Origin of the sequence: Sphingomonas mucosissima (assembly GCF_002197665.1) — a bacterium.
Lineage (GTDB): Bacteria > Pseudomonadota > Alphaproteobacteria > Sphingomonadales > Sphingomonadaceae > Sphingomonas > Sphingomonas mucosissima.
Genome location: NZ_NBBJ01000001.1, coordinates 382,953 through 408,619, shown reverse-complemented (window position 1 = coordinate 408,619; position 25,667 = coordinate 382,953). Strand labels below are relative to the sequence as shown.

Sequence of the window (25,667 nt, the reverse complement as noted above, 5' to 3'; positions counted from 1 at the left end):
CTTTGCGGCGTTATCCACGTTCCGCCGCACTCAAGTTCGATTATTGAAAGGTTTGCGTATGAAGCACCTGCTGCTCGCTGGTATTGCCGCCGCCCTGGTCGCTCCGGCGGTGTCCGCCCAGACGGTTGACGGTGATCCCGGCTTCTCCGGCGTCTATGTCGGCGCCGCAGGCGGCTATGATGTCCAGCCAAACGACATCGGCTCCTCGATCCTGTTCGACCGCAATCTCAACGGGACGTTCGGTGATACGGTGAGCACGTCGACAGGTGCCAATGCTTTCGCGCCGCCGCTCGGCGGCTTCTGCAACGGCCGTGCGCTGGGCGCCACCTCACCCACCAACCCGACGGCGCCTGCTGGCTGCGCCAATGACGAGGACGGCTGGGCCTACTACGGCCGTGTGGGTTGGGACGCGCAGCGTGGCAACTTCGTGGTCGGCGTCGTTGGCGAGTTCGGCAAGAGCGAGATCAACGACAGCGTCAGCGCGTTTTCCAACACGCCGGCGGCTTACGTCATGACCCGCTCCATCAGCTGGGAAGCATCGGCCCGCGGCCGCATCGGCTACACGCCGAACAACACCACGCTGTTCTACGGCACGTTCGGCCCGGGCTACGCGCGTATCAATCGTGAGTTCACGACCACGAACACCGCCAACAGCTTCAGCGACGGCGGCAAGCGCAACCAGTGGGGTATCACTGGCGGTGGCGGCATCGAGCAGCGGATCGGCCGCAATTTCTCGCTCGGCCTCGAGTATATGTTCCATCAGTATCAGGACAATGATTACCGCGTTCGCGCCGGCAGCACCGGCACCACCGCGGCATCCAACCCGTTCCTGCTGGCCGGAGCTGGCGGCACGGACTTCCGTCGCAGCGACGACAAGTTCCGTTGGCACTCGCTGCGCGCAACGGCAGCGTTCCGCTTCTGATGCCATTCTGCGGCCGGGCACCTGCTGCCTGGCCGCAGCTAACTATGAAGCGGTTTACCGATCGGCCGCGTAAAGCATAGCGGCATCCTCCGGACCTGTACCGGCGATCCGCCAGCGTCCGATCACGCAAATCGCTCAATGAAAAGGCCACGCCGGACGGTCAGTCCGGCGTGGCCTTTTCAGCAATTCACCGATGTGGCGTTCAGCGCATCCGTGGCCCACCAAAGGGCAGCGGCGCTGCCCGGCGGTCGCGGCGCGGCAATTGCGCCTGATACGCGTGGCCACAATGCTCCACGCAATACGGGAAGCCAGGGTTCACCTTGTCACCGCAAAAGTGGAAATCGGGCTCGCCGGGATGCCCGAGCGGCCACTTGCAGACCTTGTCGCTGAGATCGAGCAGGCTCGTCTTGCCGGCGATGTCCGGCGACGGCTTCGCCGGCACCAATCGACGCGGCGGCGCCGGCGCAATCGGCGGCTGCTGCTCGCCGGGCGCTTGACGCACGAACCCGCCCGGCCCGACCGACCGAACCATGCGCTGAGATTCGACCGACCGCTCCGGCTCAAGCGGGGTGGTGATGGTAATCGGCTTGGGCGCCGAAACCTGCGTCACCGCTGGCGCGGGCGCGCTCGCGCGCGTGGCGGGGGGCGGCGCAGGTGCCGGAATCGGAGGAGCAGGCGGCGCCGGGGGCGGCGTGGCGGCCGCTGGCTCCGGCGTCGGCGCAGCAGCGGCAACGGGCGCGGCCGCTGGCTTCGCTTCGGCGTCCTTTGGAACAACCGGCGATGGTCGCGATTGCAAACCAAGGCGATGTGCCTTGCCAATCACCGCATTGCGGCTCACCCCGCCCAGCGCTTCGGCGATCTGGCTGGCGGTCTGGCCGCCTTCCCACATCTTGCGCAGTGTTTCGATCCGTTCCTCGGTCCAGGACATGGGCCTTGTCGTTCCTTCACTTCTTACGCCGGTTGCAGCGAGCGGCGGCAGCGACTACGCGATTAAGCGATGAGCAGCCACCCTCCGATCGGCCAGCAACCCACCGGCCAGGACAATTCATTGGTCAGAAACGCGCCGGGCGTTCCGTCGATACGGAACGTCAATTGGGGCGGCCTGAAGACCTTATATGTGAAGGAGGTGCGCCGCTTCTTCAAGGTCCAGCTGCAAACGATCTGGGCACCGGCTATTACGACGCTGCTTTACCTAGTGATCTTCACCGTCGCCCTTGGCGGTCGCGGCGAAGTGCACCTTGGTGGCTCGATGGTCGCCTTCGCCGACTTTGTCGCGCCGGGCCTCATCGTCATGGGCATGTTGAACAATGCTTTTGCCAACGCGAGCTTCTCGCTTCTGGTCGGCAAGATCCAAGGCACGATCGTCGATTACCTCATGCCGCCACTCTCCACGGCGGAGCTGCTGGCGGCGCTGACCGGCGGCGCCGTCACGCGCGCCTTCCTGGTGGGCTTCGCGGTCTGGCTGGCAATGATCTTCTGGCCCGGCGTTCATGTCCTGCCGGCGCACCCGATTGCGGTGCTTTGGTTCGGCTTGCTCGGATCGGTCTTCCTCGCCCTCATCGGCGTGCTCACGTCCATCTGGGCGGAAAAGTTCGATCACGCCGCCGCCGTCACGAACTTCGTCGTGGCGCCGCTCACGTTGCTGTCCGGCACCTTCTATTCGGTGGATCGGCTGTCGCCCGTGTTCCAGGCGATCAGCCATGCCAATCCGTTTTTCTACATCATCTCCGGCTTCCGATACGGCTTCCTCGGGATCGCCGACTCTCCCGTCGCGCTTGGCAGCGCCGTGGTTTTTGCGCTGGACATCGCGCTTGCCGCGCTATGCTACACCCTTCTGCGGCGTGGATGGCGCTTGAAGAACTAGGCCGTCGCAGGCCTTCGCCGTCGATCAGCGCTGCTCAGAACCCGTCGGGCATGTCGACCGGCCCGACAACGCGGATGTACTCGCGGATCGCATAGCGATCGGTCATGCCGGCGATATAGTCGGCGATGTGCCGGCTGAACCCGGGCTCCTCATTGGGCAGGCTCGCGCGCCATTCGGGCGGCAGCGCATCAGGGCTCGCGTGAAATACGGCGAAGAGGCCCGCGACCACGCGATGAGCGGCCTTGGCCGCCTCTAACTGCTTCGGGTGGTGATAAAGGTTGGCGTACATGAAGCGCTTCAGGTCGCGTTCGGCCGTGCGCATCTCATCGGAAAATGCCACCAGCGCCCGGCCCGCCGAGCGAACGTCTGCAACCGATCCGATCCGCGAGTCGGCGATACGGCGACGCGTTTCCACAAGCAGATCGTTCACCATCACGCCGATCTGGCTGCGCACCAGCTCGCGCGCCTGGCGCCGCTCGCTCACATCGGGAAACAAGGATCGCACCCGATCCCACCCACCGGCAATGAGCGGCACTGCGAGCAACTGATCGAGGCTCAAGAGCCCGGCGCGCAGCCCATCGTCGATGTCGTGATTGTCGTACGCCACGTCGTCCGCCAGCGCCGCAACTTGCGCTTCCAGGCTCGCATATGTCTCAAGCGCCAGATTCGTCTCGCGATCCGCCTCGGCCAATGCCCAGCCGGGGTGCCGCGCCGGCCCGTTGTGCTTCGCCAGGCCTTCCAGCGTTTCCCAGGTCAGATTCAAACCGTCGAACCGCGGATAGGCCCGCTCGATCCGCATCAAGGTGCGCAAGGTGTGGCCGTTGTGGTCGAACCCGCCAGCACTAGCCATGGCCGCCTTGAGAGCATCCTCTCCGGCATGGCCGAAGGGCGGATGGCCGATGTCATGCGCGAGGCACAGCGCCTCGGTGAGGTCCTCATTGAGTCCCAACGTGCGCGCGATGGTGCGCCCGATCTGCGCCACTTCCAGGCTATGCGTCAGCCGGACCCGGAAGTGATCGCCATCGGGCGCCAGGAACACCTGCGTCTTGTGCCGCAATCGCCGGAACGCGATCGAATGGACGATGCGGTCCCGATCGCGCTGATAGGCGTCACGCGGGCCGCGCTCACCCTCCCCGCCGGACTTGCTTTGTTCTTCGTGAAGGCGACCTTTGGTGTGCGCCGGGTTGCAGGCCCAGGGCGCAAGCACCATCACTTTGCCGGCAGCCTCGTCATTTTCTGGCCTTCGTCGCTGGTAAACTGAAACGCAGAGACGCCCTGCTTCGCCAGCGTGTTAACGAACTCGCGTGCTTCCTGATCGCTCTTGAAGGGGCCGGTCACTACCCGGTTCGTTGCGCGAAGCGGCGTCGTATAGGCCGATTTTCCCTTCAAAGCGGCCGCTTTGCTCTGCGCTGCGGACCATGCCTTGGGTAGATCGTCCTTGTTCGCACCGCCCGCTACCTGGACCCAGATGCGCGCCGGCTCGGCCTTGGCCGCCTTGGCGGCTGCGGCCTTCTCATCAGCCGCCTTCTTCGCCTCGGCTCCCTTCTTGGCGTCGGCCAGCTTCTTCGCAGCGGCGGCTTTTGTCTCCGCCGCGCTCTTCCGCGTGTCCGCGTCAGCGGCTTCCTTGCCAGCGCCGGTCTTGCCCTTTGGCGCAGCGCCTGCACTGGCCTTGGCGTCCGCCATCTTGGCCGTTGAAGCCGCATCTTTCTTCGCGGGCGCATCCTCGACAGCGCTCGCCGCAGCCCGGCGCGGGGTCGGCTCGGTCCGACTCTGCTGAACCCCGCGACTCGTCTCAGCGACCTTGCGCACAGCCTCCGTCGCGGCACCGCCCGTCGCCGTGCTCGTAGGGCTGATCAAGCTCGTCCCCGCCGCAACGTCCGAGTTGCCGCGCGGTGCGGGCTCAATAGTGGGCTCTGGAGGCCGCACGGGTGCGATCCCCAATTCAGCGCCGGGAATCGAGATGCCGGCCATGATGCGGGCCAGGATCGTATCTTCGCTGAGCGCCGGTCGCGTGACCGGAGCCTGCGCAGTCGCCACGGCGGGCGACGCCTCCACGCGCGTGCCTGTCGTCGCATCCGCTCCCCCGGGTGGCGGCGGAACGGCGCTCGCGAGCGCGGACGGCGCGGGGGCAGCGACATTCGTCAGCGGCGCCGGGTTGATGGCCGGCAGACTTTGCGGCGTAGCGGCGACCGGTGTCGGCGAAAGCGGTGGAACCGCCGCCGCAACCTGGATGCTCGAGCGCTCGGTCACGCTGTCACTGGCGAGCGCAGGGCTGGACCCTGGCCCCGATCTAACCGGGTTATCGCGAAAGGCCGGACCACTAGCGGAAACAACGGCGCTGCTAGCCGGCGGCACGGCAGCGCCCTGGGTGGTGGCAACCTCGGGAAGAGGTGTCGCCACGGGCGTGGGAGCGGGCCGCGAGGCCGGCACCGCCTGCACCACCGCCTGCGGAGGGGCAAAGGTCACGCCGGCATAACGCGGCGGCTGAAACGCGGTCGGCTCGGCTGCTGGCTGCTGCACCGCTGTTGCGCTGGCAACCGCCACCGTGGGCCGTTCGTCGCGACGGTTCCGGCGCTCGCGCCGCTCTGCCAGCGCCAACTCGCGCCGCCGTTTCGCCTCCTCGCGCGCACGTTGCCGATCATTGCTCCGAGAAGGAGCAACCGCGGGGGCGGCGGACGCAGCTTGCACGGGACGCGTCGCTTCGGGCGGCAATGGCGGAAGCGCCGGAACCAGCCGCGCGTCCGCCAGCCGCTGCGGCGAGGGCCGCAGCTCGCCGAAGTGAACAGCAAAGGCACGATCGGCGGCCGAGAGACCCGCCACGCGCGCGAAGAACGGCGCCAGTGCGCTTCCCATTCCGGGCGGCATCATGGTGCTGGCGATCTTTTCCGCACCGGCCACGTCACCTGTCATGGCAAGCACAAAGGCGCGGACCCGCCACGCGCTGCGATCATTGCGCCGCACCTGATCGTCTATCACCTCCAGCGCTTCCTGCCGCTTGCCGGAAATGCCGAGGGAAAGCGAATAGCGGCGCTGCACCTCTTCAACAGGCCCCGACCGCAAGGCGAGCCGATACTCGCGCTGCGCCCGCTCCTGCTCACCGATCAGATCATAGGCCAGCCCGCGATCACCGGCGAAGGTCTGCGGGTTCAGCCCGTACCCGATCGCCTGATCGAAATAACGGAGCGCCTCGCCGGGTCGTTCCTGAGTCACCAGGATACGCGCCATCCCCGCCTTCACCCGTCCGTTCATCGGATCGACGTTTTCCGCCCGCTTCAGCAGGGAGGCAGCGGCGTTGACATCGCCGAGCTTCAGCGAAAGCTCGGCCGCCTCGAGAAGCGCTGACAGGTCGCGCGGATTGGCGCCGAGCCGCCGCATCGCCCCCGCCAGCGCATCAGCGTCCGGCGTCGGGCGCGGCACGGTCTGCACCTGCTGACCGGGATAGCTTTGCGCAAGCGCGCCTGGCGCGCCGACAAGCGCAACGGCAAGGATCAGAGGACGAGCGATCGACATGGAAAACTACGTTAAGGCCAGGTACTGCTAACCAGCAATGCGCCCGGCGCACTGACGCGCCAGGCCGCACGGGGCGCCCGACGAACGCCGGGCGCCATCGCTCATCCGTTGCTTACTGGTTGTTCTGGCGGTGCAGGAAACGCGGAATCTCGAGTGCATCCTTGCCCTCTTCATCGGGGCCGCGCGTGGTGCCGCGCGACGCGTTCTGCATCCGCTCGAACAAGGTTCCGCCAAGCTTCACGCGTGGCTGCGGCGGCACGTCAGCCGCACCGTCGCCGCCCGACAACCAGCGACGGCGGGGCGCTTCCGCCGCATCATCTTCGCCGAAAACGCGCGGCTCTTCCTGCTTCGACGGGGTCGCTGCGGCCGCGCCTGGCTGCGGTGCCGGCACCATCGTGTCGCTGCCGAGCAGAAGCTCATCGCCAGCCGCTTCCTCGACGCCGCGCGCGGCAGCGCTCGGCTGAACGCTGGGCGTCACACCCGGAGCGGGCACGCCGGCGGACATCGCGCCCGCTGCCGCGCCCGTGGGCTGTGCCACGGGCGCCGGGCTGGCCGGGGCTGCAGGGGCAGGCGCCGCAGCCGGAGCAGCCGCTGCCGTCGGAGCAGGCGCTGCTTCAGGGCGGCGCGGTGCGGAGAAGCTGAAGGCGCGCGCGGGTTCTGCGGCGGGAGCCTCCGTGCGTTCAACGGCCTCGATGCCGGTGGCCACCACCGACACGCGGATGCGGCCTTCCAGGTCCGGATTGAAGGCCGAGCCCCAGATGATGTTCGCTTCCGGGTCGACGAGTTCGCGAATGTGATTTGCCGCTTCGTCCACCTCGAGGAGGCGCATGTCTTCGCCACCGGTGATCGAGATGATGACCCCCTTGGCGCCCTGCATCGAAACGCCGTCGAGCAGCGGGTTGGCGATCGCCTTCTGCGCCGCGATCAGCGCGCGGTCGTCGCCGTCCGCCTCGCCGGTGCCCATCATTGCCTTCCCCATCTCCTGCATCACCGAACGGACGTCGGCGAAGTCGAGGTTGATGAGGCCGGGCATCACCATCAGGTCGGTGATGCCGCGCACGCCCTGCTGCAGGACTTCGTCAGCCAGCTCGAATGCCTGCTTGAAGGTCGTATTGGCGTTGGCGATGAGGAACAGGTTCTGGTTCGGGATGACGATCAGCGTGTCGACGAACTTCTGCAGTTCCTCGATGCCCTGATCGGCGGACTTGCCGCGCCGCGCGCCTTCGAACGCGAATGGCTTGGTCACGACGCCCACCGTCAGGATGCCCATGTCGCGCGCTGCCTTGGCGATCACCGGCGCGGCGCCCGTGCCAGTGCCGCCGCCCATGCCGGCCGCGATGAAGCACATGTGCGCCCCTTCAAGCAGCTTCGACACTTGCTCGATCGTTTCCTCGGCGGCCGCACGGCCGATTTCCGGACGGCTGCCAGCACCAAGACCCTGGGTGATCTTCGCACCCAGCTGGATCTTCTGCGGCGCGATCGACTGCTTCAGCGCCTGCGCATCGGTATTCGCAACCAGGAAGTCGACGCCCTGCACATCGGCGCGCATCATGTTGGCAATCGCGTTGCCACCTGCGCCGCCAACTCCGATCACCGCAATCTTCGGGGTCAGTTCGTCCACCTCAGGTGCAATGAATTCGATGCCCATCGCCAATTTACTCCGTCATTTCGGGCACGAAACACTGGCCCGCCATCGCCATTAATCTTGATGCAACATTGAAAGGCTGCGTGCCAGCCGAAAAGCAGCTTCGCAGTCTCAATAATTTGCCTTCGCCGCCTGGAACAAACGTCGGAGGGCAGCGAACCCCTTCTGCCGCACCACCATTTGCTGCTGGGGAACCAGCCCGCGCAGATCGACGGGATCGGATGCCGCAAAGAATGCCAGCCCAGCTAGGGTCGCGAAGCCCGGTCCGCCATGCGCATCAGGCAGCCCGGTCAGCCCACGCGGCCGGCCGACGCGCACGGAACGCCCAAGCACCTGCTGGGCGTAGTCCGCAATACCCTTCAGCTCCGCACCGCCGCCGGTCAGCACAACCTGGCGCCCCACCGCGCCCTCGAACTTCAGCTCTTTCAGCGCCTGCTGCACTTCGTTGATGAGCTGCTCCAGCCGCGTGCGGATCACGCTGATCAAGGCAGCCTTGGTGATCTGCAGCGGGTCCGCGTCGTCGTCCGCGCGACCAGGCCGGATCGCAATCATCTCGTGATTATCGCGTGGGGAAGCGTTGGCCGATCCGTGAAAGCACTTCATCCGCTCCGCCTGCCCACGCGTCGTTCCGAACGCCGAAGCAATGTCGTCGGTGATGTCGCACGACCCCACCGGGATCGACTTCAGCCCGACCAGCATGCCGCCGGCGAACAACGATACATTGGTGATCCCAGCACCGATCTCCACAAGCGCAACGCCCAAATCGCGCTCTTCGTCGCTGAGGCAAGCAAGTCCCGTCGCCACAGGGGAAGCGATGATCGACTTCACCTCGAGATGCGCCGAGCGAACGGTCAGGTCGAGGTTGCGCACCGGTGACCCGTCCGCAGCGATCACATGGATGTGCACGCCCAGCCTGTCGGCATGAAGACCAAGCGGCTTCTTCACGCCGGTTAGGCCGTCCAGCGTGTACAGCGCGGGCTGCGCGTGCAGCACCATGCGCCCCTGCGGGTCGATGGCGGAGCGGCCTTCCTGCAACAGCGCATCGATGTCCTGCTGCTCGATGCGATGGCCGTTGAGCTCGACCTCGATGAACGCCTCGTCGCTCACGAGCCCGCCCGCGGAGAAACCAGCCCACACATTCTCGATGTTGAAGCCCGCGATACGCTCCGCCTGGGCCACCGCCTCGCGCACCGCCAGTTCGGTGAGCGCCATGTCGGCGATATACCCGCGCTTCACGCCCTTGGACTCGCGCTGCCCGGTGCCCAGCACGATCAGCTCGCCACCATCGCCGCGCTGCGCGATCATCGCGGACACCTTGGAGGTGCCGATGTCCAGCGCGGTGATGATTCCTTCCGGTGCCGCCTTCGCCATGCCCCTGTTCCCCTTTCTCTGCCCCGTGCCCGTGCTTAAACTTCGTCGATCCGGGCGAAGCGTGCGCTCTCCACCGCCGCGCCTGGCCCTGGCCCTGGCCCAGCCCCCTCAGGCACCGCCTGTTCCATGTCGCCACCCGGCTTTCGTGCCACCAGCTTGGCGGGATCGCGCATGTCGAACCGCAGCCATCCCTTGCCGAGGAGCGAACGCGCACCATCCAGTTCGGCGAATTTCACCAGCGCGGCAGCGGCATTGTCCTGCGGCAAGGCCAACGTCTCGCCGGTATCGAAGGTGAGATCCCAGCGCCGGTTGCCGACCCACGTCGCCGCCTTAACCCGCGGCTTGAGCGCCGGCGCCGCTGCCAGCAGCCGCTGATAGGCCGCTTCCTGCCGATCGGCGCCGGGGCCGATCACCAGCGGCAGATCGGGCATACGGTTCGCATCAACGGGCTCCAGCGGCACACCCTTGTCGTCGATCAGCGTCAGCGCGCCGCCATTCTGCCAGATCGCCGCCGGCTCGCGCTCGACGATATGGATGAGCAAGCGATCGGGGAGACGCCGCGACACATAAGCGTCCGCGATCCAGCCATAGGCCAGCAGACGCTGGCGGATCAGCTCTAGGTCGACGCGCAGCATTGCCTTGGGCTGCTCCTCGAGCGCCACGGCATAGACGGTCTCGCGGTTCATCCGCTTGATGCCGGTAATGTCCACCTGCTCGACACGAAGCCCCGCCTGCCCGGCGGTATCCGCCACGGCCGTGCCGATCGCCGCCGGCACGCCGAACCAGGAAGCTGTCGTGATCGCGACCGCCGCCCCTACGCCCAAGATCGACCAAGTGACGGCGCGGCGCAGCGCAGCCTCGCTCAACGGCAGCGCCGCGATCAGCCGGTCGCCCAACGACTTCTGGGGCGGACGGCGGCGAACCGTCGGCCGGCGCTGCGGCGCGTTTCGGGCGGTGGATCGGCTCATACCTGCTCCTTCAGCGCCTCGTCGACGATCGCCTGCACCAGCTCGGGATAGCTGATGCCCAGATGCCGCGCTTGCTCCGGAACAAGGCTCAGCGGCGTCATGCCGGGCTGCGTGTTCACTTCCAACAGGAACAGTCCGTCGACACCGCGCTCGTCATCCCAGCGGAAATCGGCGCGGCTGCATCCCTTGCAGCCAAGCAGTTGGTGCGCGTGCAGGGCAAGCGCCATGCAGGCCTCGCTGATCTCGTCCGGGACAGGCGCGGGAAAGATGTGGTCGGTCAGCCCGTCGGTGTATTTGGCGTCATAATCGTACCACCCGGACTTGGGGCGCAATTCCGTCACTCCGAGAGCACGCTCGCCGAGCACTGCGGTGGTAAGCTCGCGGCCGCGAATATACGGCTCGGCGAGGAGCTCATCGAACTCCTGCCACGGCCCCTTCGCCTCGCGGCTGATCGGGTTGCCGTAATTGCCCTCCGCCGTGACGATCGCGACGCCCACGGAAGAGCCTTCGTTCACCGGCTTCAAAACATACGGGCGCGGCAGCGGATCGGCCGTGTAAAGGTCCTCAGTGGCAACGATACGGCCGCCGGGCATCGGCACGCCATGCGGCACCAGCGCCTGCTTAGTCAGCACCTTGTCGATCGCGATCACCGAGGTGGCGAGGCCGCTGTGCGTATAGCGCAGGCCCATGATGTCCATCAGCCCCTGGATCGAGCCGTCCTCGCCCGGCGAGCCGTGCAGCGCGTTGAAGACGAGATCGGGCGCCGCCTCCGCCAGCCGCGCGGCGACATCGCGGTCCATGTCGATCCGCGTGACACGGTGCCCCAGTGACTCCAGCGCATCGGCAATGCCTGCGCCGGACGAGAGCGACACCGCGCGCTCGGCCGACCAGCCGCCCATCAGCACGGCGATGTGGAGGGGGCTGGGCACCTCAGCCACGGAGACCCCGCTCCTTCCCGCGCAAACGAGAACCCATAACCACCGACCCGGCGGCTTGATTGAGCGACCGGCCAGTGCGGATCGCCGCCTCTTCGGAACTCGCGAAGCCCATCGTAGTCACTTTGCCACCCCTACGCGCTGGATTTCCCATTCAAGGGTCACGCCGCTCTTCTCCTTCACGCGCGTCCTTACTTCCTCGCCCAGCGCCTCGATGTCGGCGCTGGTGGCATTGCCGAGGTTCAACAGGAAGTTGGTGTGCTTGTCGCTGACCTGCGCATCGCCGCGCTTCAGCCCGCGGCATCCGGCTTCGTCGACGAGCTGCCACGCCTTGTGGCCGGGCGGGTTCTTGAAGGTCGAGCCGCCGGTCTTGGAGCGCAGCGGTTGCGACGCTTCGCGGCTGGCGGCGATGCGATCCATTTCCGCCTGGATCGCCGCCGGTTGGCCCGGTTCACCACGGAAAGTCGCGCTGACGACGATTGCGCCTGCGGGTAGGTCCGAGTGGCGGTAGGTATAGTTTAGCTCGGATGCCGTCAGCGTGCGGCGCGCGCCGCTGCGCAGGATCACGTCGCATTCGACCAGCACGTCCGCCGTTTCGCGGCCGTAAGCGCCGCCGTTCATGCGCACGAAGCCGCCAACCGTGCCCGGGATCGAGCGCAGGAACTCAACACCGGCGATCCCCGCATCGCGCGCGGTGGAGGACACCAGAATACCGCTCGCGCCGCCGCCGCACCGCAGCGTGGTGGCGTCCAGCGCCTCCACCTTGGCGAATGGCTTGCCCAGCCGCACGACGAGCCCCGGAAAACCGCCATCGCGGACGATGAGGTTGGATCCGAGGCCAAGCGGCAGCACGGGCACCGACGCGTCAAGGTTGGCCAGAAACTTAGCCAAGTCCTCTACCGTAGCGGGTTCGAACAGCCATGCGGCCTTTCCGCCCGTCTTGAACCAGACGAGCGGGGCAAGTGCTGCATTCTGGGTGAGCCGGCTTTGCGCGGCTGGCGCCGCTTGGCGCGGTGCCCCGCCTTCAGCTTCGCCGCTGCCCGCGATGCCCGGCATTTCTGGGTTACTCGTCACCGGCGGGCCTCGATCGCAGGGGCAAGGTTGGCGGCCCATTTGGTGATGTCGCCCGCGCCGAGGCAGATGACCTGGTCGCCTGGGCGCAGGTCAGCGGCCAGCGCCTCGGCCAGGGCATCGGCATCGCTCACGGTTGCCGTCGCTCGGTGGCCGCGATGGCGCAGACCCTCGACCAGCGTTTCTGCATCAACACCGGGCACGGGCGCCTCACCCGCAGCGTATACCGGGGTGACGAACACGACATCGGCGTCGTTGAAGGCGCCCTGGAACTCGTCCATCAAATTGCCGAGGCGCGAGTAGCGATGCGGCTGGACCACCGCGATCACCCTGCCCTGCGCCGATTCACGTGCCGCGGAAAGCACGGCGCGGATCTCCACCGGGTGGTGGCCGTAATCGTCGATGATCGTGGCGCCCCCACCGCCCTCAAAGGTCACTTCGCCGACCTTGGTAAAGCGGCGCTTCACGCCGTTGAACTTCTCGAAGCCCTTTTGGATCGTTGCATCATCGATGCCGAGCTCCAGCGCCACGCCGATCGCGGCAAGCGCGTTCTGGACGTTGTGGCGGCCAGGCATCGGCAGATCGATGCCCTCGATCGATCGCGTGGTGCCGTCCCGATGGCGGATTATCGCCTCGAAGCGATTGCCGCCGGGATAGGGCGAGACGTTCACGCCGCGCACGTCGGCGCTTGCCGCGAAGCCGTACGTCACGATGCGGCGATCGCGCACGCGGGGGATCAGCGCCTGCACTTCGGGATGGTCGAGGCACAAAAGCGCGGCGCCGTAAAACGGCACGTTCTCAACAAACTCGACATAAGCGTCTTTCGCCTTGTCGAAGCTGCCATAATGATCGAGGTGCTCGGGATCGATGTTGGTGACGACGGCGATCGTGCCGTCGAGGCGCAGAAAGCTGCCGTCGCTCTCGTCCGCCTCCACCACCATCCAATCGCTTCCGCCCAGACGCGCGTTGGAGCCATAGCTATTGATGATCCCGCCGTTGATCACGGTTGGGTCCACGCCACCCGCATCGAGCAGCGCAGCGACCATCGAGGTGGTGGTGGTCTTGCCGTGCGTGCCGGCGACCGCAACCGTCGACTTCAGCCGCATCAGCTCGGCCAGCATCTCGGCCCGCCGCACCACCGGGATGCGCTGGTTGAGCGCGGCTTCCACCTCGGGGTTGCCGCGCTTCACCGCCGTGGAGATCACCACCACCGCCGCGCCATCGACGTTCGCTGCATCGTGGCCGATCGTAACCTTGATGCCGCGCGCGCGCAGCCCTTCGATGACGTAACCTTCGGCGACGTCCGACCCCTGCACGCTATAGCCAAGGTTGTGCATCACCTCGGCGATGCCCGACATGCCGATCCCGCCGATACCGACGAAGTGGATCGTCCCGATGTCTGTCGCGACGCCCTTCATGCAAATGCTTCCTTCGGCTTGGCGAGACCTACCGGCAGCTTCGCGACGGGCGCGTCTAAGCTTTCTACGAGGTCGGCCAGATCGCGCGCGGCATCGGGCTTCCCGCACGCGCGCGCCCGGCCGGCGGCATTCTCAAGCGCCGCGGGATCAAGCCCGAGCTTCTGCATCTGCTTGGCCAGTTCGCTTGGCGTGAACGCGGTCTGCGGAATGGTCCGCGCGCCCCCGGCAGCCGTGATCTCGCGCGCATTAGCCGTCTGGTGGTCATCGGTCGCGCCAGGCAGCGGCACCAGAATCGCCGGGCGGCCTGCCGCGGTCAGTTCCGAAATGGTCGACGCGCCCGCGCGGGCGATCACCAGATGCGCCCAGCCCAGCTGCTCCGGCAGGTCGGGCAGATAGGTCGCAAGGTCAGCGGCAATCTCAAGCTCGGCATATTTCGCCCGCGCCGCATCGATGTCCTCGATCCGCGCCTGATGCGTCACTTGCAGGCGGCGGCGGAACGCGACCGGCAGCATCGCCAGCCCGTCTGGCACGACCTTCGACAAAACGCTGGCGCCCTGCGAGCCGCCGGTCACCAGCACGCGGAAGATGCCGTCCTCTTCCAGCAGCGGATAGGGCCGCGCGCGCAGCGCCACCACGGAATCGCGCACCGGATTGCCGACATGGTGCGCCTTGGCGACATGCTTCGGCTTCAGCCGCTCGGTCGTACCATAAGAGGTGGCGATCGCATCCACGCGGCTCGCCACCAGCCGGTTGACGCGGCCAAGCACGGCATTCTGCTCGTGAACCGCGGTCGGGATCTTCTCAGCGAACGCGGCCGCCAGCGCGGGAAACGCCGGATAACCGCCGAAGCCGATAACGGCCGCGGGCTTGAACGTGCGATAGAGTTCGCGCGCCATGGCCCGGCCGCGCCACATCTCGCGCGCAGCCTTGGCCCAGCCCAGCGGCCCGCCCGCCAGCCGCCCGGCTGGCAGGACATGCGTCTGAACACCCTCGAACAACCCAGGAAAGCGGACGCCGCGGGCGTCACTGACCAAGGCGACACGATGGCCGCGCCGCATCAGTTCCTCGGCAAGCGCAGCCGCCGGAACCATGTGTCCGCCAGTGCCACCAGCGGCGAGGACAAAATGGCGTGGCCGGCTCATGCGGCACGCCCCCAGCGCGCAACATAGGGGCTGCGCAACAGGAACGGATTACGCCGGGTAAAGGTGAGCAACAGGCCCATGCCGATCGACAGCGCGATCATGGAGGAGCCACCATAACTGATAAACGGCAACGTCATTCCCTTGGATGGCGCCAGGCCGGTATTCACGGCCATGGAAATCAGCGCCTGCAAACCAAATTGTGTCGCGAGCCCCGACGCGGCCAGCAATTTGAAACTGTCCTGCTCGTCCAGCATCTTCACGAAAACGCGCGCCACGATGGCGAGGAACAGCAGCGCGATCACCATACAGGCGATCAGGCCGAACTCCTCACCAATGACCGAGAAGATGTAATCGGTATGCGCCTCGGGCAAACCGAACTTGGACGTACCCGCGCCAGGCCCCGTTCCGGTCCAGCCGCCGGAGGTGAGCGTGCGGTGCGCCGCATCGGTCTGGAAATGCGCGCCCTCCGCTTCGTTGGGATCGCGAAACAGGAAGCTGTCGATCCGGGTACGCGCCGTGCCGTAGAACATATATGCCGCACCGACGCCCAGCGGCGCCATTGCGAGAAAGGTCGCAAGCGTCTTGGTCGGCGTGCCGGCGATCACCAGCAACGTCATCCACACCAGCCCGAAAACCATCGTCTGCCCGAAGTCCGGTTGAAGCATCAGCAACGAGCCGATCGTCGCCGTCATGCCAAAGGTGATGGCGGTCAGCGGCAGCCCTTCCTCCTTGGTACGCAGCGACAGCAGCCAGGCGACCGTCACGATGAAGCACGGCTTCAGGAACTCGGACGGCTGGAATTGCGAGATGCCCACGCCGAGCCAGCGCTTGGCGCCGTTCACTTCCACGCCGATGCCGGGGATCAACACCAGCACGAGCATGAAGCTGAACATCGCGGCCCCAATCACCGCGGCGCGTCGCGCGACGTTGACCGGCAGCATCGACACGCCGATCACGACCGGCAGCGAGACGGCCACCCACATCACCTGGCGCCAGAAATAGTGCAGCGGCGGCAGCTTCAGCTGCTCGCCCGAATAGCGCATCGCCGTCGCGGGAGAGGCCGCCGCGACCGACAACAGGCCGACGGCGATCAGCGCAAACGTCAGCAGCAGGAGCACGCGGTCGGTATCCCAGAACCACGTGCCCAGCGGCGAACGGTCGCCGCGTCCGCCACGGTCGGTCAGTCGGCCGCGCAGGCCCTGCGTGGTCGCGTGATCGGTCAAGACAGTTCCCCCACTGCGTCGCGAAATGCCTCGCCGCGATGCTCGTAATCGCGGAATTGATCAAACGAAGCCGCCGCCGGGGATAGCAGGACAACGTCGCCCGGCTGCGCGTGCCCCGCCGCGCTCGCTACCGCGGCAGCAAGCGTACCCACCTCTTCCACGGCGACCTTCCCGGTCAGCGCGCGCGCGAAAACCGCAGCCGCCGCGCCGATGGTGTAAGCGCGCACGACATGGCCAAGATGCGGGAGGCAGGCATCGAGATCCTCCCCCTTTGCCTTGCCCCCCAAAATCCAATGCACGCGATCAAACGCGGCCAGCGCCGGTGCGGTGCTTTCGGGATTGGTCGCCTTGCTGTCATTGACGAAGGTAACACCGTTCACCTCCGCCACCCTCTCCATCCGGTGCGGCAAGCCCTGGAAGCTTTCCAGCGCGCGATCGATGACCTGCTCTTCCACCCCCAGCGCGCGCGCCACGGCGATCGCAGCCAGCGCGTTCTGCGCATTATGCGGCCCCTGCAGCGACGGCCAGCGGGACTGGTCCATGCACACGCCGGGCGCGATCTTGGTCAGATGCTCGCCACGTGCCGACAGCGAACGGGCAATCGCCGCCGACGGCGCATCCGCGATGCCGATCACGGCCTCGTGATCGGGCGACTGCATCGAGAAGAGGCGCGCCTTGGACGCGGCATAGGCTTCAAACCCGTCATAGCGATCGAGATGATCGGGGGTGATGTTGAGCAAAACCGCCACGTCGCAGTCGAGCCCGTGCGTCAGATCGATCTGATAGCTCGAAAGCTCCAGTACGTAGACCCCGGGCCCCTGCTCGTTGGGCACCAGCGCTTCCTGCCCGAGGATCGGCAGGCCGATGTTTCCGCCCATCAACACCGGCAGCCCGGCCACCTTCAGGATATGCGCAACCAGCGCGGTGGTTGTCGACTTGCCGTTGGTGCCTGTAATGCCGACCACATGATGCGGCGGCAGCTGCCCGCGCGCCTCGGCGAACAGCTCGATGTCGCCGATGATCGGCACCCCCGCGGCGCGCGCCTGCTCGGCCACCGGATGCGTGTTCAGCGGCACGCCGGGCGACAGGACGAGGCCAGCCGCCCCCGTCAGGTCCAGCTTGGCAATGTCGTGAATGATGACGCCGTCGATGCCTTCCGCCCGCTCGCGCGCCGCAGCGTCGCTGTCCCACGCCACGACGTACGCGCCGGCCACGGCCAGCGCCCGCACGGCCGCGATACCCGAACGGGCAAGCCCCAGCACCGCATAGCGTTTGCCGGCCCAGGTCGGCGAAACGATCACCGCAGCTTCAACGTCGAAAGGCCGGCAAGCGCCAGCACCAGGCTGACGATCCAGAAGCGGATAACAACGGTCGGCTCGCTCCAGCCCATCTGCTCGAAATGATGGTGGATCGGCGCCATGCGGAACACGCGCTTGCCCGTGCGCTTGTACCAGAACACCTGGATGATCACGCTCATCGCCTCTACGACGAAGAGGCCGCCGATGATCCCCAGCACGATTTCGTGATGCGCGACGACGGCGATTGTGCCCAGCGCGCCGCCGAGCGCGAGACTGCCGGTATCGCCCATGAAGACCGCCGCCGGCGGCGCATTATACCATAAGAACGCCAGCCCCGCCCCGATCATCGCCCCGCAGAAGATCGCGAGGTCGCCGGCGCGCGCGACATGCGGGATGCCCAGATAGTCGGCGAAGCGGACGTTGCCCGCCAGATACACGATCAGCATGAACGCCACCGAAGCGATGATCACCGGCATGGTGGCAAGCCCGTCCAGCCCGTCGGTCAAGTTCACCGCATTGCCGAACGCGACGATCGTGAAGGCCGCGAAAACGGGGAAGAAGAAGCCGAGATCGAGATAATAACCGTTGGTGAAAGGCAGATACAGCGCGGTGCCGTTCTCGTAGCTGATGATCCACGCAGCGATGCCGGCAATGGCGAATTCCAGCAGCAGCCGCGTCCGCCCGGAGACGCCAGCGGTGCTCGCCTTGCGCACCTTGTCATAGTCGTCGAGAAAACCGATTGCGCCAAAGCCCAGGGTGACGAAGAGACAGGCCCAGACGAATGGATTGCGCAGATCCATCCAGATCAGGATCGACAATGCCAGGCTGGTGAGGATCATCAGCCCGCCCATCGTCGGCGTGCCGCGCTTCGCCAGATGCGTCTGCGGCCCGTCAGCGCGGATCGGTTGTCCCTTGCCCTGCCGCACCCGCAGCCAGCCGATGAACTTGGGCCCGATGATCAGGCCGATGAACAAGGCGGTGGCGATCGCCCCGCCGGTGCGGAACGACAGATAGCGGATGAGATTGAGAAGACCCGGGAAACCGAGCTGCTCCGCGATCCAGTACAACACTATGCAATGCCCCCGGCGAGCGCCGCGACAAGCCGCGAGAGCCCAACTCCATTCGATCCCTTGACGAGTACCGCATCACCCGGCGCGAGCATTCCAGGCAGAACCTTCAGCGCCGCCGCGGCGGTGGGCACATGGACGAATTCGATCTGTCCCTCAAGCGCTTGCGCGAGCGGCGCCATCGCTTCGCCGACCAGCAGCGCCGCTTCGACGCGCGCCGCCACCAGCGGCTCTGCCAGATCGGCATGATAGGTCGGCGAGTTGACGCCAAGCTCGCGCATTTCACCCAGCACGGCAACGTGCCGGCCGGGCTCGGCGCCCAGCACCGCCAGCGTCGCCGCCATGGAGGCGGGGTTGGCATTATAGCTTTCGTCGATGATCAGCGCGTCGCCCCCGCCGATCCGCGCCATGAAGCGCGCGCCGCGGCCCTGCAGCCCGCCCAGATCAGCCAGCGCCAATCCGGCCAGCCCCAGATCGCCGCCCGCCGCATCCACCGCGGCGAGCACCGCCAATGCGTTGGACACCCAATGCGCGCCAGGCTGGCCGACGGTGAAGCTCAGCTCGCGCTCGCCTAATTTTGCGGAAACAAAGGTGCCGCCGGTGCGCACGGGCATCGTTTCGATGGGACGCACATCGGCCTCGGGCGACATGCCAAAGGTGACGATGCGCGACGCATAGGGCCGCGCCGCGGCGATCAGCCGGTCGCGGTGCGGACTATCAAACGGCACGATCGCGACGCCGCCCTTGCTGCCATCAGGCGCCTCGAGGCCCTGGAAGATCTCGCCCTTGGCGTCGGCAATCGCGCTCTCATCCGGAAAGAACTCGGTATGCGCGGGAGCAATCGCCGTCACGACGGCAACATGCGGCCGCACCAGCGTGGTCAGGTGCGCCAGTTCGCCCGGATGGTTCATCCCCATCTCCAGCACGGCATAGCGCGACGCCGCCGGCATGCGCGCCAAGCTGAGCGGCACCCCGGTGTGATTGTTGTAGCTCTTCACCGAACGGTGCGTGGTATCCGGCGCAGCCCGATCTAGCGCTGCGAACAGCGCCTCCTTCGTCGATGTCTTGCCCACCGATCCGGTGACCCCGATCACTTTCGCGTCGGTACGGGCCCGCGCCGCGCGGGCGAGATTTTCCAGCGCGGCAAACGTATCGTTCACCCGCAAATGCGGACCGGCCGCATCGCGGGAAACGATCGCGCCGCCAGCGCCCTGGGCAAAGGCTTGGTCGAGAAAACGATGGCCGTCGGTCGCCTCTCCCTGAAGGGCGATAAAGAGGTCGCCCGCTCCCACTTCGCGCGAATCGAAGGCGACGCCCGTCACGGCGAAGTCAGCCGATGCGGTGCCGTTCGTCGCGGCGGCGATGGCATCGGAGGTCCAGAGCGTATCCATGCGGCCCTATAACATCTTGATCGGCGTGGTCGCGTGCCAAACGGGCATTTTCGTCCAGGCCTTGTCCCGAGGTTCGCCGCCCCGAATACTCATTGGTTGGCGCTCAGGCTCACCGGCGGCGGCCGGCACGAAGCCGGCCTGCGGAACGCGTTGAAAAAACGGGACCAGCCCGTTCAACGCAGCCCGCTCACCGCATCGCCCGTCACCAATTCGAACCGGACGCCCAGCTTGCGCCGCTCGCGTGGGGGCTTGGCGCCATCGGTCATTTCGGGCTTCGACGGTACAACGAACTTACGCTTCACCTGCAACCTCCCTGGCTACACTTACGTCATCAAACGGCAGCACCAGATCACCCACGATCTGCCCCTGCTCATGGCCTTTGCCGGCGATCAGCACGATATCGTCGGCCGTCGCCTCGCTGATCGCCAGGCGAATGGCTTCCCGGCGATCGCCCTGCTCAGTCGCGTGCGGCGCGCCCTTCAGGATGTCGGCACGGATCGCTGCCGGCTGCTCGCTGCGGGGATTGTCATCGGTGACGATCACCACGTCCGCCTGTGCGGCGGCAACCTCGCCCATCGGCTCCCGCTTGCCCTGGTCGCGATCGCCGCCAGCGCCGAACACGAGGATCAGCCGCCCGCTCACATGCGGCCGCAGCGCTGCAATGGCCGCCTCCAGCGCGTCGGGCGTGTGCGCATAATCGACATAGACGGGCGCGCCACTGGGGGCGATCACCGCGCGCTCCAGACGGCCACGCACCGGCTGGAGCCGTCCGAGCCCTGCAATGGTAGTCGCCGGATCGCCGCCCGTCGCGATCACGAGGCCCGCCGCGATCAGCGCGTTGGCGGCTTGATAGGCGCCGATCAGTGGCAGCGTGACGCGGTGCTCCACCCCATCGGCGGCGATCACCAGGCCCTGCCCGAACAACGTTGGATCGCGCGAGACGAGACGCAGATCATCGCCATGCTCGCCAACCGTGATCAGCCGGTTGCGCCGCGCGCGCGCCAGGTCGACGACGCGCTCGGAATGGGGGTCGTCTACCCACACCACCACTGTGCCATCCGGCGCCAGCACTTCGGAAAAGAGCCGGAGCTTGGCCGTGAAATAGGCAGCCATGTCACCGTGGTAGTCGAGGTGGTCGCGGCTGAGATTGGTGAAGGCGGCGGCCGAGACGTGAAGCCCTTCCGTGCGATATTGCGTCAGGCCATGGCTCGACGCTTCAAACGCCAGATGCGTCACGCCTTCGCGGGCAAGCCCAGCGACGTTGGACAGAAAGGTGACGACGTCCGGCGTCGTCAGCCCGGTCGTGACGCGCTCGCCGGCCGTCGCGACGCCCAAGGTGCCGACCGACGCAGCCGATTGCCCCTGCATGCGCCAGAGCTGGCGCGTCATCTCCACGGTGGAGGTCTTGCCGTTCGTGCCGGTCACCGCAACGCAGGTGGCCGGAAACGGCGCAAAGAAGCGTGCGGCAAGCTCGGCAAAGCAGGCGCGCGGATTGTCGGCCGCGATATGCACCGCGCCTTCGACCACGGCCTCGTGGCGCGCGACGACGGCGATCGCGCCCGCAGCAATGGCAGCGGGGATGTAATCCTCGCCGTTGACCCGCGCGCCCTCGAAGGCGCCGAAGATGGTGCCAGGCGCCACCTTGCGGTGATCGATCGCAAAGCCAGTGACGGTTGCGGCCTCGTCGCCGCCGGTCAGCGCGCCCAGCTTCATTCCGCCGCTACCTTCTTGTCGCCCGGCGCATGCCACAGCAGCCCCTGCAGCTCGCGCACATCGATGTCGCGCTGCGCATCGGGGATCACGCCCAGCATCGCGCCCGTACGGCTGATCACGCGGCTGACGACCGGTGCCGCAGTATAAGCGGCGGTGGTCTGGAACAGGTTCGCTTCCACCCGCTTCGGGCTGTCCATCATGGTCAGCACGACATAGCGCGGCGCATCCATCGGGAAGGCCGCGGCAAAAGTCGAGACGTTGCGGTTGCGCGCATAACCGCCCTTCTCCGCCGCTTCGGCGGTGCCGGTCTTGCCGCCCACGCGGTAGCCCGGCGCCTCGGCCTTGCGCCCGGTGCCGTCCGTCACGATCAGGCGCAGCAGCTGGCGCATGCGCGCGCTGGTCGTCTCGCTGATCACGCGCCGCCCCTTTGGCGCATGGCCCGGCTCGACCTTCAGCAGCGTCGTCGGCCGCCATACACCGCCATTGACGAGCGTCGCATAGGCATTGGCGAGGTGCAGCGGGGTGACCGCGATGCCATGGCCATAAGCGGTGGTCATCACGGTGGTGCGCGCCCAGAAGTGCGGCCAGAGCGGGCGGCCCTTTTCGATCAGCTCGATGTCCGGCTTGGTATCGAAGCCCAGCTTGCGGAACATCTCCTGCATGCGCTGGGCGCCGATCTCGTCGGCGATCCGCGCGGTGGCGATGTTGGACGAATGGATCAGCGTTTCGGGAATGTTGAGCCAGCGGTTCTGCGCATGGTCGTCCTTGATCCGGAAGCGGCCGACCTGCAGCGGCGCGGTGGCGTCGAACCGGCGCGACATGTTGGTGACGATGCCCGTGTCGATCGCGGTCGCCATGGCGATCGGCTTGAATGCCGATCCCAGCTCATAAACGCTCTGCGTCACCGTGTTGCGCAGCTGCTCGCTGCCCGCCATGCCGACGCGGTTGGGGTTGAACAACGGCATCGACACCATGGCGATCACTTCGCCGGTATCGACGTCGAGCACGATGCCGGCCGCGGCGCGCGCCTGCATGCTGGCCATCGCCTTGCCCAGCTCGCTCTCCATCGCGGCCTGCACGCGGCTGTCGATCGACAGCGCGACGGGCGTGCCGGACAGCGCCGGGTTCAGCAGCTGCTCGTCGAGCGCCCGCTCCATGCCGAGCCGCCCGTGAACCGTCGGGTCCTTTTGCGTCGTCCCGATATAGCCGAGCACATGCGCGCCGAGCGTGGATTGCGGATACAGCCGCTGGGTCTCGCGGTCGAACACGATGCCCGGCTCGCCGATCGCATTCACCGCCTGCACCAGCGCGGGAGAGGCGCGGCGATTGAGGTAGGTGAAGTTCACGTCGCGGGTGATCAGGCGATAGAAATGGTGCTGGTCGCCCACGTCGGGCATCAGGTCGGACAGCTTTTTCGCGATGTCGCTGCGGTCGCCCAGCAAGCGACGCGGATGGACGCCGATCGTCCATGCGTCGATCGTGCGCGCCAGCTGCTGCCCGTTGCGATCAACGATGTCGCCGCGCGGCGCGGTGCTGATCGCAGCCACCCGCTGCGGGCCGCCGTCAAACGCCAGCATCGCCAGACGCGCGATCACCAGCAGGATGGCCGCGGCAAACAGCAGCAGCAGCACCATCAGGCGCTGATGCTGCGTCGCCAGCAGCGCTTGCCGCTGTTCGCTGAAGCGCACGGGGCGCGTCGCCCGGGCAACCATCGTTGTCAACGCAAGCGGCCCCGCTCGCTACGTGCGCCGCTCATCAGATCGCCCAAGGTCGCATCGCTCAGCAGCGACTTGTCCAGCATCGCGACGGCATGGGTCTTGCGGATCGATGCGCTGGGGGCGGCGGTGGTCGTCACGGCGGCCTTGATCACGGCAGCCTTGATCATCGTGGGGCGGGCGGGCTCCGTCACGGCAGCGGCGACCTTCACGTCGGACGAACGCGGCGCCGCGGGCTTGGCGGCGACCTGGATCAGGGTGGCGGGCGCCGCAGCGGGCGCCTCCTCGACAACGGCGGGCGCGAAGTCGGCAGGGCGCGAGGGCACGATCAGCTGAGCGGTCTGCGTACCACCGGCAAAGGCGCCGGGCACGGGCGCGCCGGGACGGAAGCTGATTGCGGCAAGCTGCCCTTCGTCACGCACGAACTGCGCGGCGCTGGGCGCGACCAACGCCAGCGTGTCGCCGTTCCACTGCTCCAGCTGCGCAAGGTTCGCCCGCACGTCGAACTCGGTCTCGAGCGCGCGGATATCGCGCTCGGCCGAGCTGATCTTGGCATCGATCTGCGCCAGCCGCTTGCGCTCCGCTGCCACCTGCAGGCTGACCAGGTAGAAGCTCAGCGACACGATCACCACGCCGCCGAACCAGCCAAGTCCCTTTAATCGATACGCCGCTGTCATTTACTCGTCTCCACTCGCAGCCCGCCCCGCCACATCAAATACTTGCTCGCCGCTTCCCCGATCGCCCCATGCCGGCGCCGCCGTCCGCCGCGCCGCGCGCAGGGTGGCGGATCGGGCGCGCGGATTGCGCGCCACTTCCGCTGCGCTCGGGCGCACCGCACGGCCGACGATCTCGAAAGTCGGCGCGCGCAGATCCACCGCTGCCGGCCGATGCCGTGACCCGGCCGGCGTCGCGCCGCTGCGCTCGCGAAGGAAGCGCTTGATCATGCGATCTTCCAGTGAATGAAAGCTGACGACCACCAGCCGCCCGCCTGGCGCCAGCACCCGCTCCGCCGCGGCGAGGCCCAGCTCCAGCTCGCCCAGCTCGTCGTTCACATGGATGCGCACCGCTTGGAAAGCGCGGGTCGCCGGATCCTTCTTGTCGTGCGGCCGGTGACCGAGCGCCTTGCGCACCACGCGGGCAAAATCGCCGGTAGTCGCAAGCCGCCGCGCCGCCACGATCGCGCGCGCGACACGGCGCGACTTGGGCTCCTCGCCATAGCGCCACAGCACGTCGGCGATGTCCGCCTCATCGGCGTTGTTCAGGAAATCGGCCGCGCTGTCGCCCTCCTGGCTCATGCGCATGTCAAGCGGCCCGTCCTGCTGAAAGGAAAAGCCGCGCGCCGCCTGGTCGAGGTGCATCGAGGATACGCCGATATCCATCGTGACGCCGTTGACCGGCACCGCGCCGCGCGCCGCAAGCTCGCGATCCAGCCGCGAAAATGCCGCAGGAACCAGCGTCAGCCCGGCCTCCGCTTCTTCCAGCGCGCGACCGGCGGCGATCGCATCGGGATCGCGATCAAAGGCGAACACCTGCGCACCCGCGCCCAGCAGCGCACGCGTATAGCCGCCCGCGCCAAAGGTGGCGTCGACCATGATGTCGCCGGGCGCCGGGGCAAGCGCGGCGAGCACTTCCTCGAGCAGGACGGGGACATGCGGGGCGCCGCTCACAGCGTGATTCCCTTGTCCCGACACATGATCATCGCATGGCGCTTCACCATCTCGTCGACGCCGTCATGCGCCACCAGCGCACGCGGATCCCAGATCATGAAGCTTTCGTAATCGCCCAGGAAGAAAGCGATATCAGTGATCCCGGCAAGTTCGCGCTCGGCCGCGGGCAGGATGAAGCGGCCGCTGCCATCGAAGGGCACGGGCTCGACAGACGCGCCGCGCATACGCGGCGCGTAATAGGCCGCGGAGCCGGTGTGGGCGCCGGCTTCCGCCTGGCGCTGGATCAGCTGGTTCTTGGCGAAATCGATATAGCCGCGATCATGCGCGATCAGGCACGGAAAGTCGGGGTGAACACCCACCAGCACCGTGCCGCCGTCCTTGCCGTCCGGACGCGGCGCATTCTGGGCGAGCGCTGCGCGTAGGGTGTTGGGAATCGCGACCCGGCCCTTGTCATCGACAAGACCGACCCCTTTCCCAAGATAATCCACCCGTTCCGACACGCCCACCTCGCCTAAGGCGCGCAGAAGACCCTGTTCCGAAAAACGGCTATCGCCGCCCTCCGGTTGTCGCAAAACGCTAACAACAGTGGTCCTGCCCCTCTGTCGCTAAACAAGTATCAGCGACGCTCGGGGATGGGAAGGGAAAATCGGGGAAATTCGGGGAAAGGAGCTATCCTGGCGGGAAAGCGTGGCTCCTTGCGGGGACGGGCACCCGACGTTCGCTTTTGGTTCCGCGCAGCAGCATTCC

At 66.9% G+C, this 25,667-nt stretch carries 22 protein-coding genes; 2 read left to right on the top strand and 20 right to left on the bottom strand.

Features of this window, described 5'->3' with window-relative positions:
- Nucleotides 1–58: 58 nt before the first annotated feature.
- The gene (locus tag SPMU_RS01890; protein ID WP_088331386.1) at nucleotides 59–922 is read left to right on the top strand and encodes an outer membrane protein; all 864 of its coding nucleotides are present in this window, start codon (nucleotides 59–61) and stop codon (nucleotides 920–922) included.
- Between the two features lie 202 nt (nucleotides 923–1,124).
- Here the strand turns inward: SPMU_RS01890 and SPMU_RS01885 are convergent, their stop codons facing one another.
- Nucleotides 1,125–1,850: a GcrA family cell cycle regulator gene (locus SPMU_RS01885; RefSeq protein WP_088331384.1), complete on the bottom strand. Its 726-nt coding sequence runs from the start codon at nucleotides 1,848–1,850 to the stop codon at nucleotides 1,125–1,127.
- 69 nt (nucleotides 1,851–1,919) lie between these two features.
- On the opposite strand from SPMU_RS01885, the gene SPMU_RS01880 reads away from it, so the two are divergent.
- Nucleotides 1,920–2,786, top strand: a complete 867-nt coding sequence (locus tag SPMU_RS01880) for an ABC transporter permease (RefSeq protein WP_088331382.1) — start codon at nucleotides 1,920–1,922, stop codon at nucleotides 2,784–2,786.
- 34 nt (nucleotides 2,787–2,820) lie between these two features.
- Here SPMU_RS01880 and SPMU_RS01875 read toward each other — a convergent pair whose 3' ends face one another.
- From SPMU_RS01875 to SPMU_RS01790, 19 genes are all read right to left on the bottom strand, one after another.
- Nucleotides 2,821–3,999, bottom strand: a complete 1,179-nt coding sequence (locus tag SPMU_RS01875) for a deoxyguanosinetriphosphate triphosphohydrolase (RefSeq protein ID WP_088331380.1) — start codon at nucleotides 3,997–3,999, stop codon at nucleotides 2,821–2,823.
- Nucleotides 3,996–6,296: an SPOR domain-containing protein gene (locus SPMU_RS01870; RefSeq protein WP_088331378.1), complete on the bottom strand. Its 2,301-nt coding sequence runs from the start codon at nucleotides 6,294–6,296 to the stop codon at nucleotides 3,996–3,998. Before SPMU_RS01870 ends, SPMU_RS01875 begins: the two co-directional genes overlap by 4 nt.
- Nucleotides 6,297–6,408: 112 nt before the next feature.
- Nucleotides 6,409–7,944: a cell division protein FtsZ gene (gene ftsZ / locus SPMU_RS01865; protein ID WP_088331376.1), complete on the bottom strand. Its 1,536-nt coding sequence runs from the start codon at nucleotides 7,942–7,944 to the stop codon at nucleotides 6,409–6,411.
- A gap of 108 nt (nucleotides 7,945–8,052) precedes the next feature.
- On the bottom strand, nucleotides 8,053–9,312 hold the full coding sequence (gene ftsA, locus SPMU_RS01860; RefSeq protein ID WP_088331374.1) for a cell division protein FtsA: 1,260 nt from the start codon (nucleotides 9,310–9,312) through the stop codon (nucleotides 8,053–8,055).
- Nucleotides 9,313–9,347: 35 nt separating this feature from the next.
- Entirely contained in the window at nucleotides 9,348–10,280 is a 933-nt protein-coding gene (locus tag SPMU_RS01855) for a cell division protein FtsQ/DivIB (protein ID WP_088331372.1), read from the bottom strand.
- Entirely contained in the window at nucleotides 10,277–11,179 is a 903-nt protein-coding gene (locus tag SPMU_RS01850; RefSeq protein WP_245832848.1) for a D-alanine--D-alanine ligase, read from the bottom strand. Before SPMU_RS01850 ends, SPMU_RS01855 begins: the two co-directional genes overlap by 4 nt.
- A 156-nt stretch (nucleotides 11,180–11,335) precedes the next feature.
- Nucleotides 11,336–12,271, bottom strand: a complete 936-nt coding sequence (gene murB, locus SPMU_RS01845; protein WP_088331370.1) for a UDP-N-acetylmuramate dehydrogenase — start codon at nucleotides 12,269–12,271, stop codon at nucleotides 11,336–11,338.
- A 14-nt stretch (nucleotides 12,272–12,285) separates the two neighbouring features.
- Nucleotides 12,286–13,704: a UDP-N-acetylmuramate--L-alanine ligase gene (gene murC / locus SPMU_RS01840; protein ID WP_088331368.1), complete on the bottom strand. Its 1,419-nt coding sequence runs from the start codon at nucleotides 13,702–13,704 to the stop codon at nucleotides 12,286–12,288.
- Nucleotides 13,701–14,846 carry an undecaprenyldiphospho-muramoylpentapeptide beta-N-acetylglucosaminyltransferase gene (gene murG / locus SPMU_RS01835; RefSeq protein WP_088331366.1) on the bottom strand — a complete coding sequence of 382 codons (1,146 nt, stop codon included), beginning with the start codon at nucleotides 14,844–14,846 and terminating at the stop codon, nucleotides 13,701–13,703. Before murG ends, murC begins: the two co-directional genes overlap by 4 nt.
- Nucleotides 14,843–16,069, bottom strand: a complete 1,227-nt coding sequence (gene ftsW, locus SPMU_RS01830; protein ID WP_245832662.1) for a putative lipid II flippase FtsW — start codon at nucleotides 16,067–16,069, stop codon at nucleotides 14,843–14,845. Before ftsW ends, murG begins: the two co-directional genes overlap by 4 nt.
- Nucleotides 16,066–17,370: a UDP-N-acetylmuramoyl-L-alanine--D-glutamate ligase gene (gene murD / locus SPMU_RS01825; protein ID WP_088331364.1), complete on the bottom strand. Its 1,305-nt coding sequence runs from the start codon at nucleotides 17,368–17,370 to the stop codon at nucleotides 16,066–16,068. The genes ftsW and murD overlap by 4 nt, the downstream gene beginning before the upstream one ends.
- Nucleotides 17,367–18,437, bottom strand: a complete 1,071-nt coding sequence (mraY, locus tag SPMU_RS01820) for a phospho-N-acetylmuramoyl-pentapeptide-transferase (protein ID WP_088331362.1) — start codon at nucleotides 18,435–18,437, stop codon at nucleotides 17,367–17,369. The genes murD and mraY overlap by 4 nt, the downstream gene beginning before the upstream one ends.
- Entirely contained in the window at nucleotides 18,437–19,825 is a 1,389-nt protein-coding gene (locus SPMU_RS01815) for a UDP-N-acetylmuramoyl-tripeptide--D-alanyl-D-alanine ligase (RefSeq protein ID WP_088331360.1), read from the bottom strand. The genes mraY and SPMU_RS01815 overlap by 1 nt, the downstream gene beginning before the upstream one ends.
- A gap of 173 nt (nucleotides 19,826–19,998) precedes the next feature.
- Nucleotides 19,999–20,127 carry a hypothetical protein gene (locus tag SPMU_RS17365; protein ID WP_281250972.1) on the bottom strand — a complete coding sequence of 43 codons (129 nt, stop codon included), beginning with the start codon at nucleotides 20,125–20,127 and terminating at the stop codon, nucleotides 19,999–20,001.
- Nucleotides 20,117–21,538: a UDP-N-acetylmuramoyl-L-alanyl-D-glutamate--2,6-diaminopimelate ligase gene (locus SPMU_RS01810; RefSeq protein WP_088331358.1), complete on the bottom strand. Its 1,422-nt coding sequence runs from the start codon at nucleotides 21,536–21,538 to the stop codon at nucleotides 20,117–20,119. Before SPMU_RS01810 ends, SPMU_RS17365 begins: the two co-directional genes overlap by 11 nt.
- The gene (locus SPMU_RS01805) at nucleotides 21,535–23,259 is read right to left on the bottom strand and encodes a peptidoglycan D,D-transpeptidase FtsI family protein (protein WP_211275690.1); all 1,725 of its coding nucleotides are present in this window, start codon (nucleotides 23,257–23,259) and stop codon (nucleotides 21,535–21,537) included. Before SPMU_RS01805 ends, SPMU_RS01810 begins: the two co-directional genes overlap by 4 nt.
- The gene (locus SPMU_RS01800) at nucleotides 23,256–23,930 is read right to left on the bottom strand and encodes a hypothetical protein (protein ID WP_088331354.1); all 675 of its coding nucleotides are present in this window, start codon (nucleotides 23,928–23,930) and stop codon (nucleotides 23,256–23,258) included. Before SPMU_RS01800 ends, SPMU_RS01805 begins: the two co-directional genes overlap by 4 nt.
- A complete protein-coding gene (gene rsmH / locus SPMU_RS01795; protein ID WP_245832661.1) occupies nucleotides 23,931–24,920 on the bottom strand; it encodes a 16S rRNA (cytosine(1402)-N(4))-methyltransferase RsmH in 990 nt (329 codons plus the stop codon).
- Complete coding sequence (locus tag SPMU_RS01790) at nucleotides 24,917–25,420, bottom strand: division/cell wall cluster transcriptional repressor MraZ (RefSeq protein WP_088333099.1); 504 nt, start codon at nucleotides 25,418–25,420, stop codon at nucleotides 24,917–24,919. The genes rsmH and SPMU_RS01790 overlap by 4 nt, the downstream gene beginning before the upstream one ends.
- Nucleotides 25,421–25,667 lie beyond the last annotated feature (247 nt).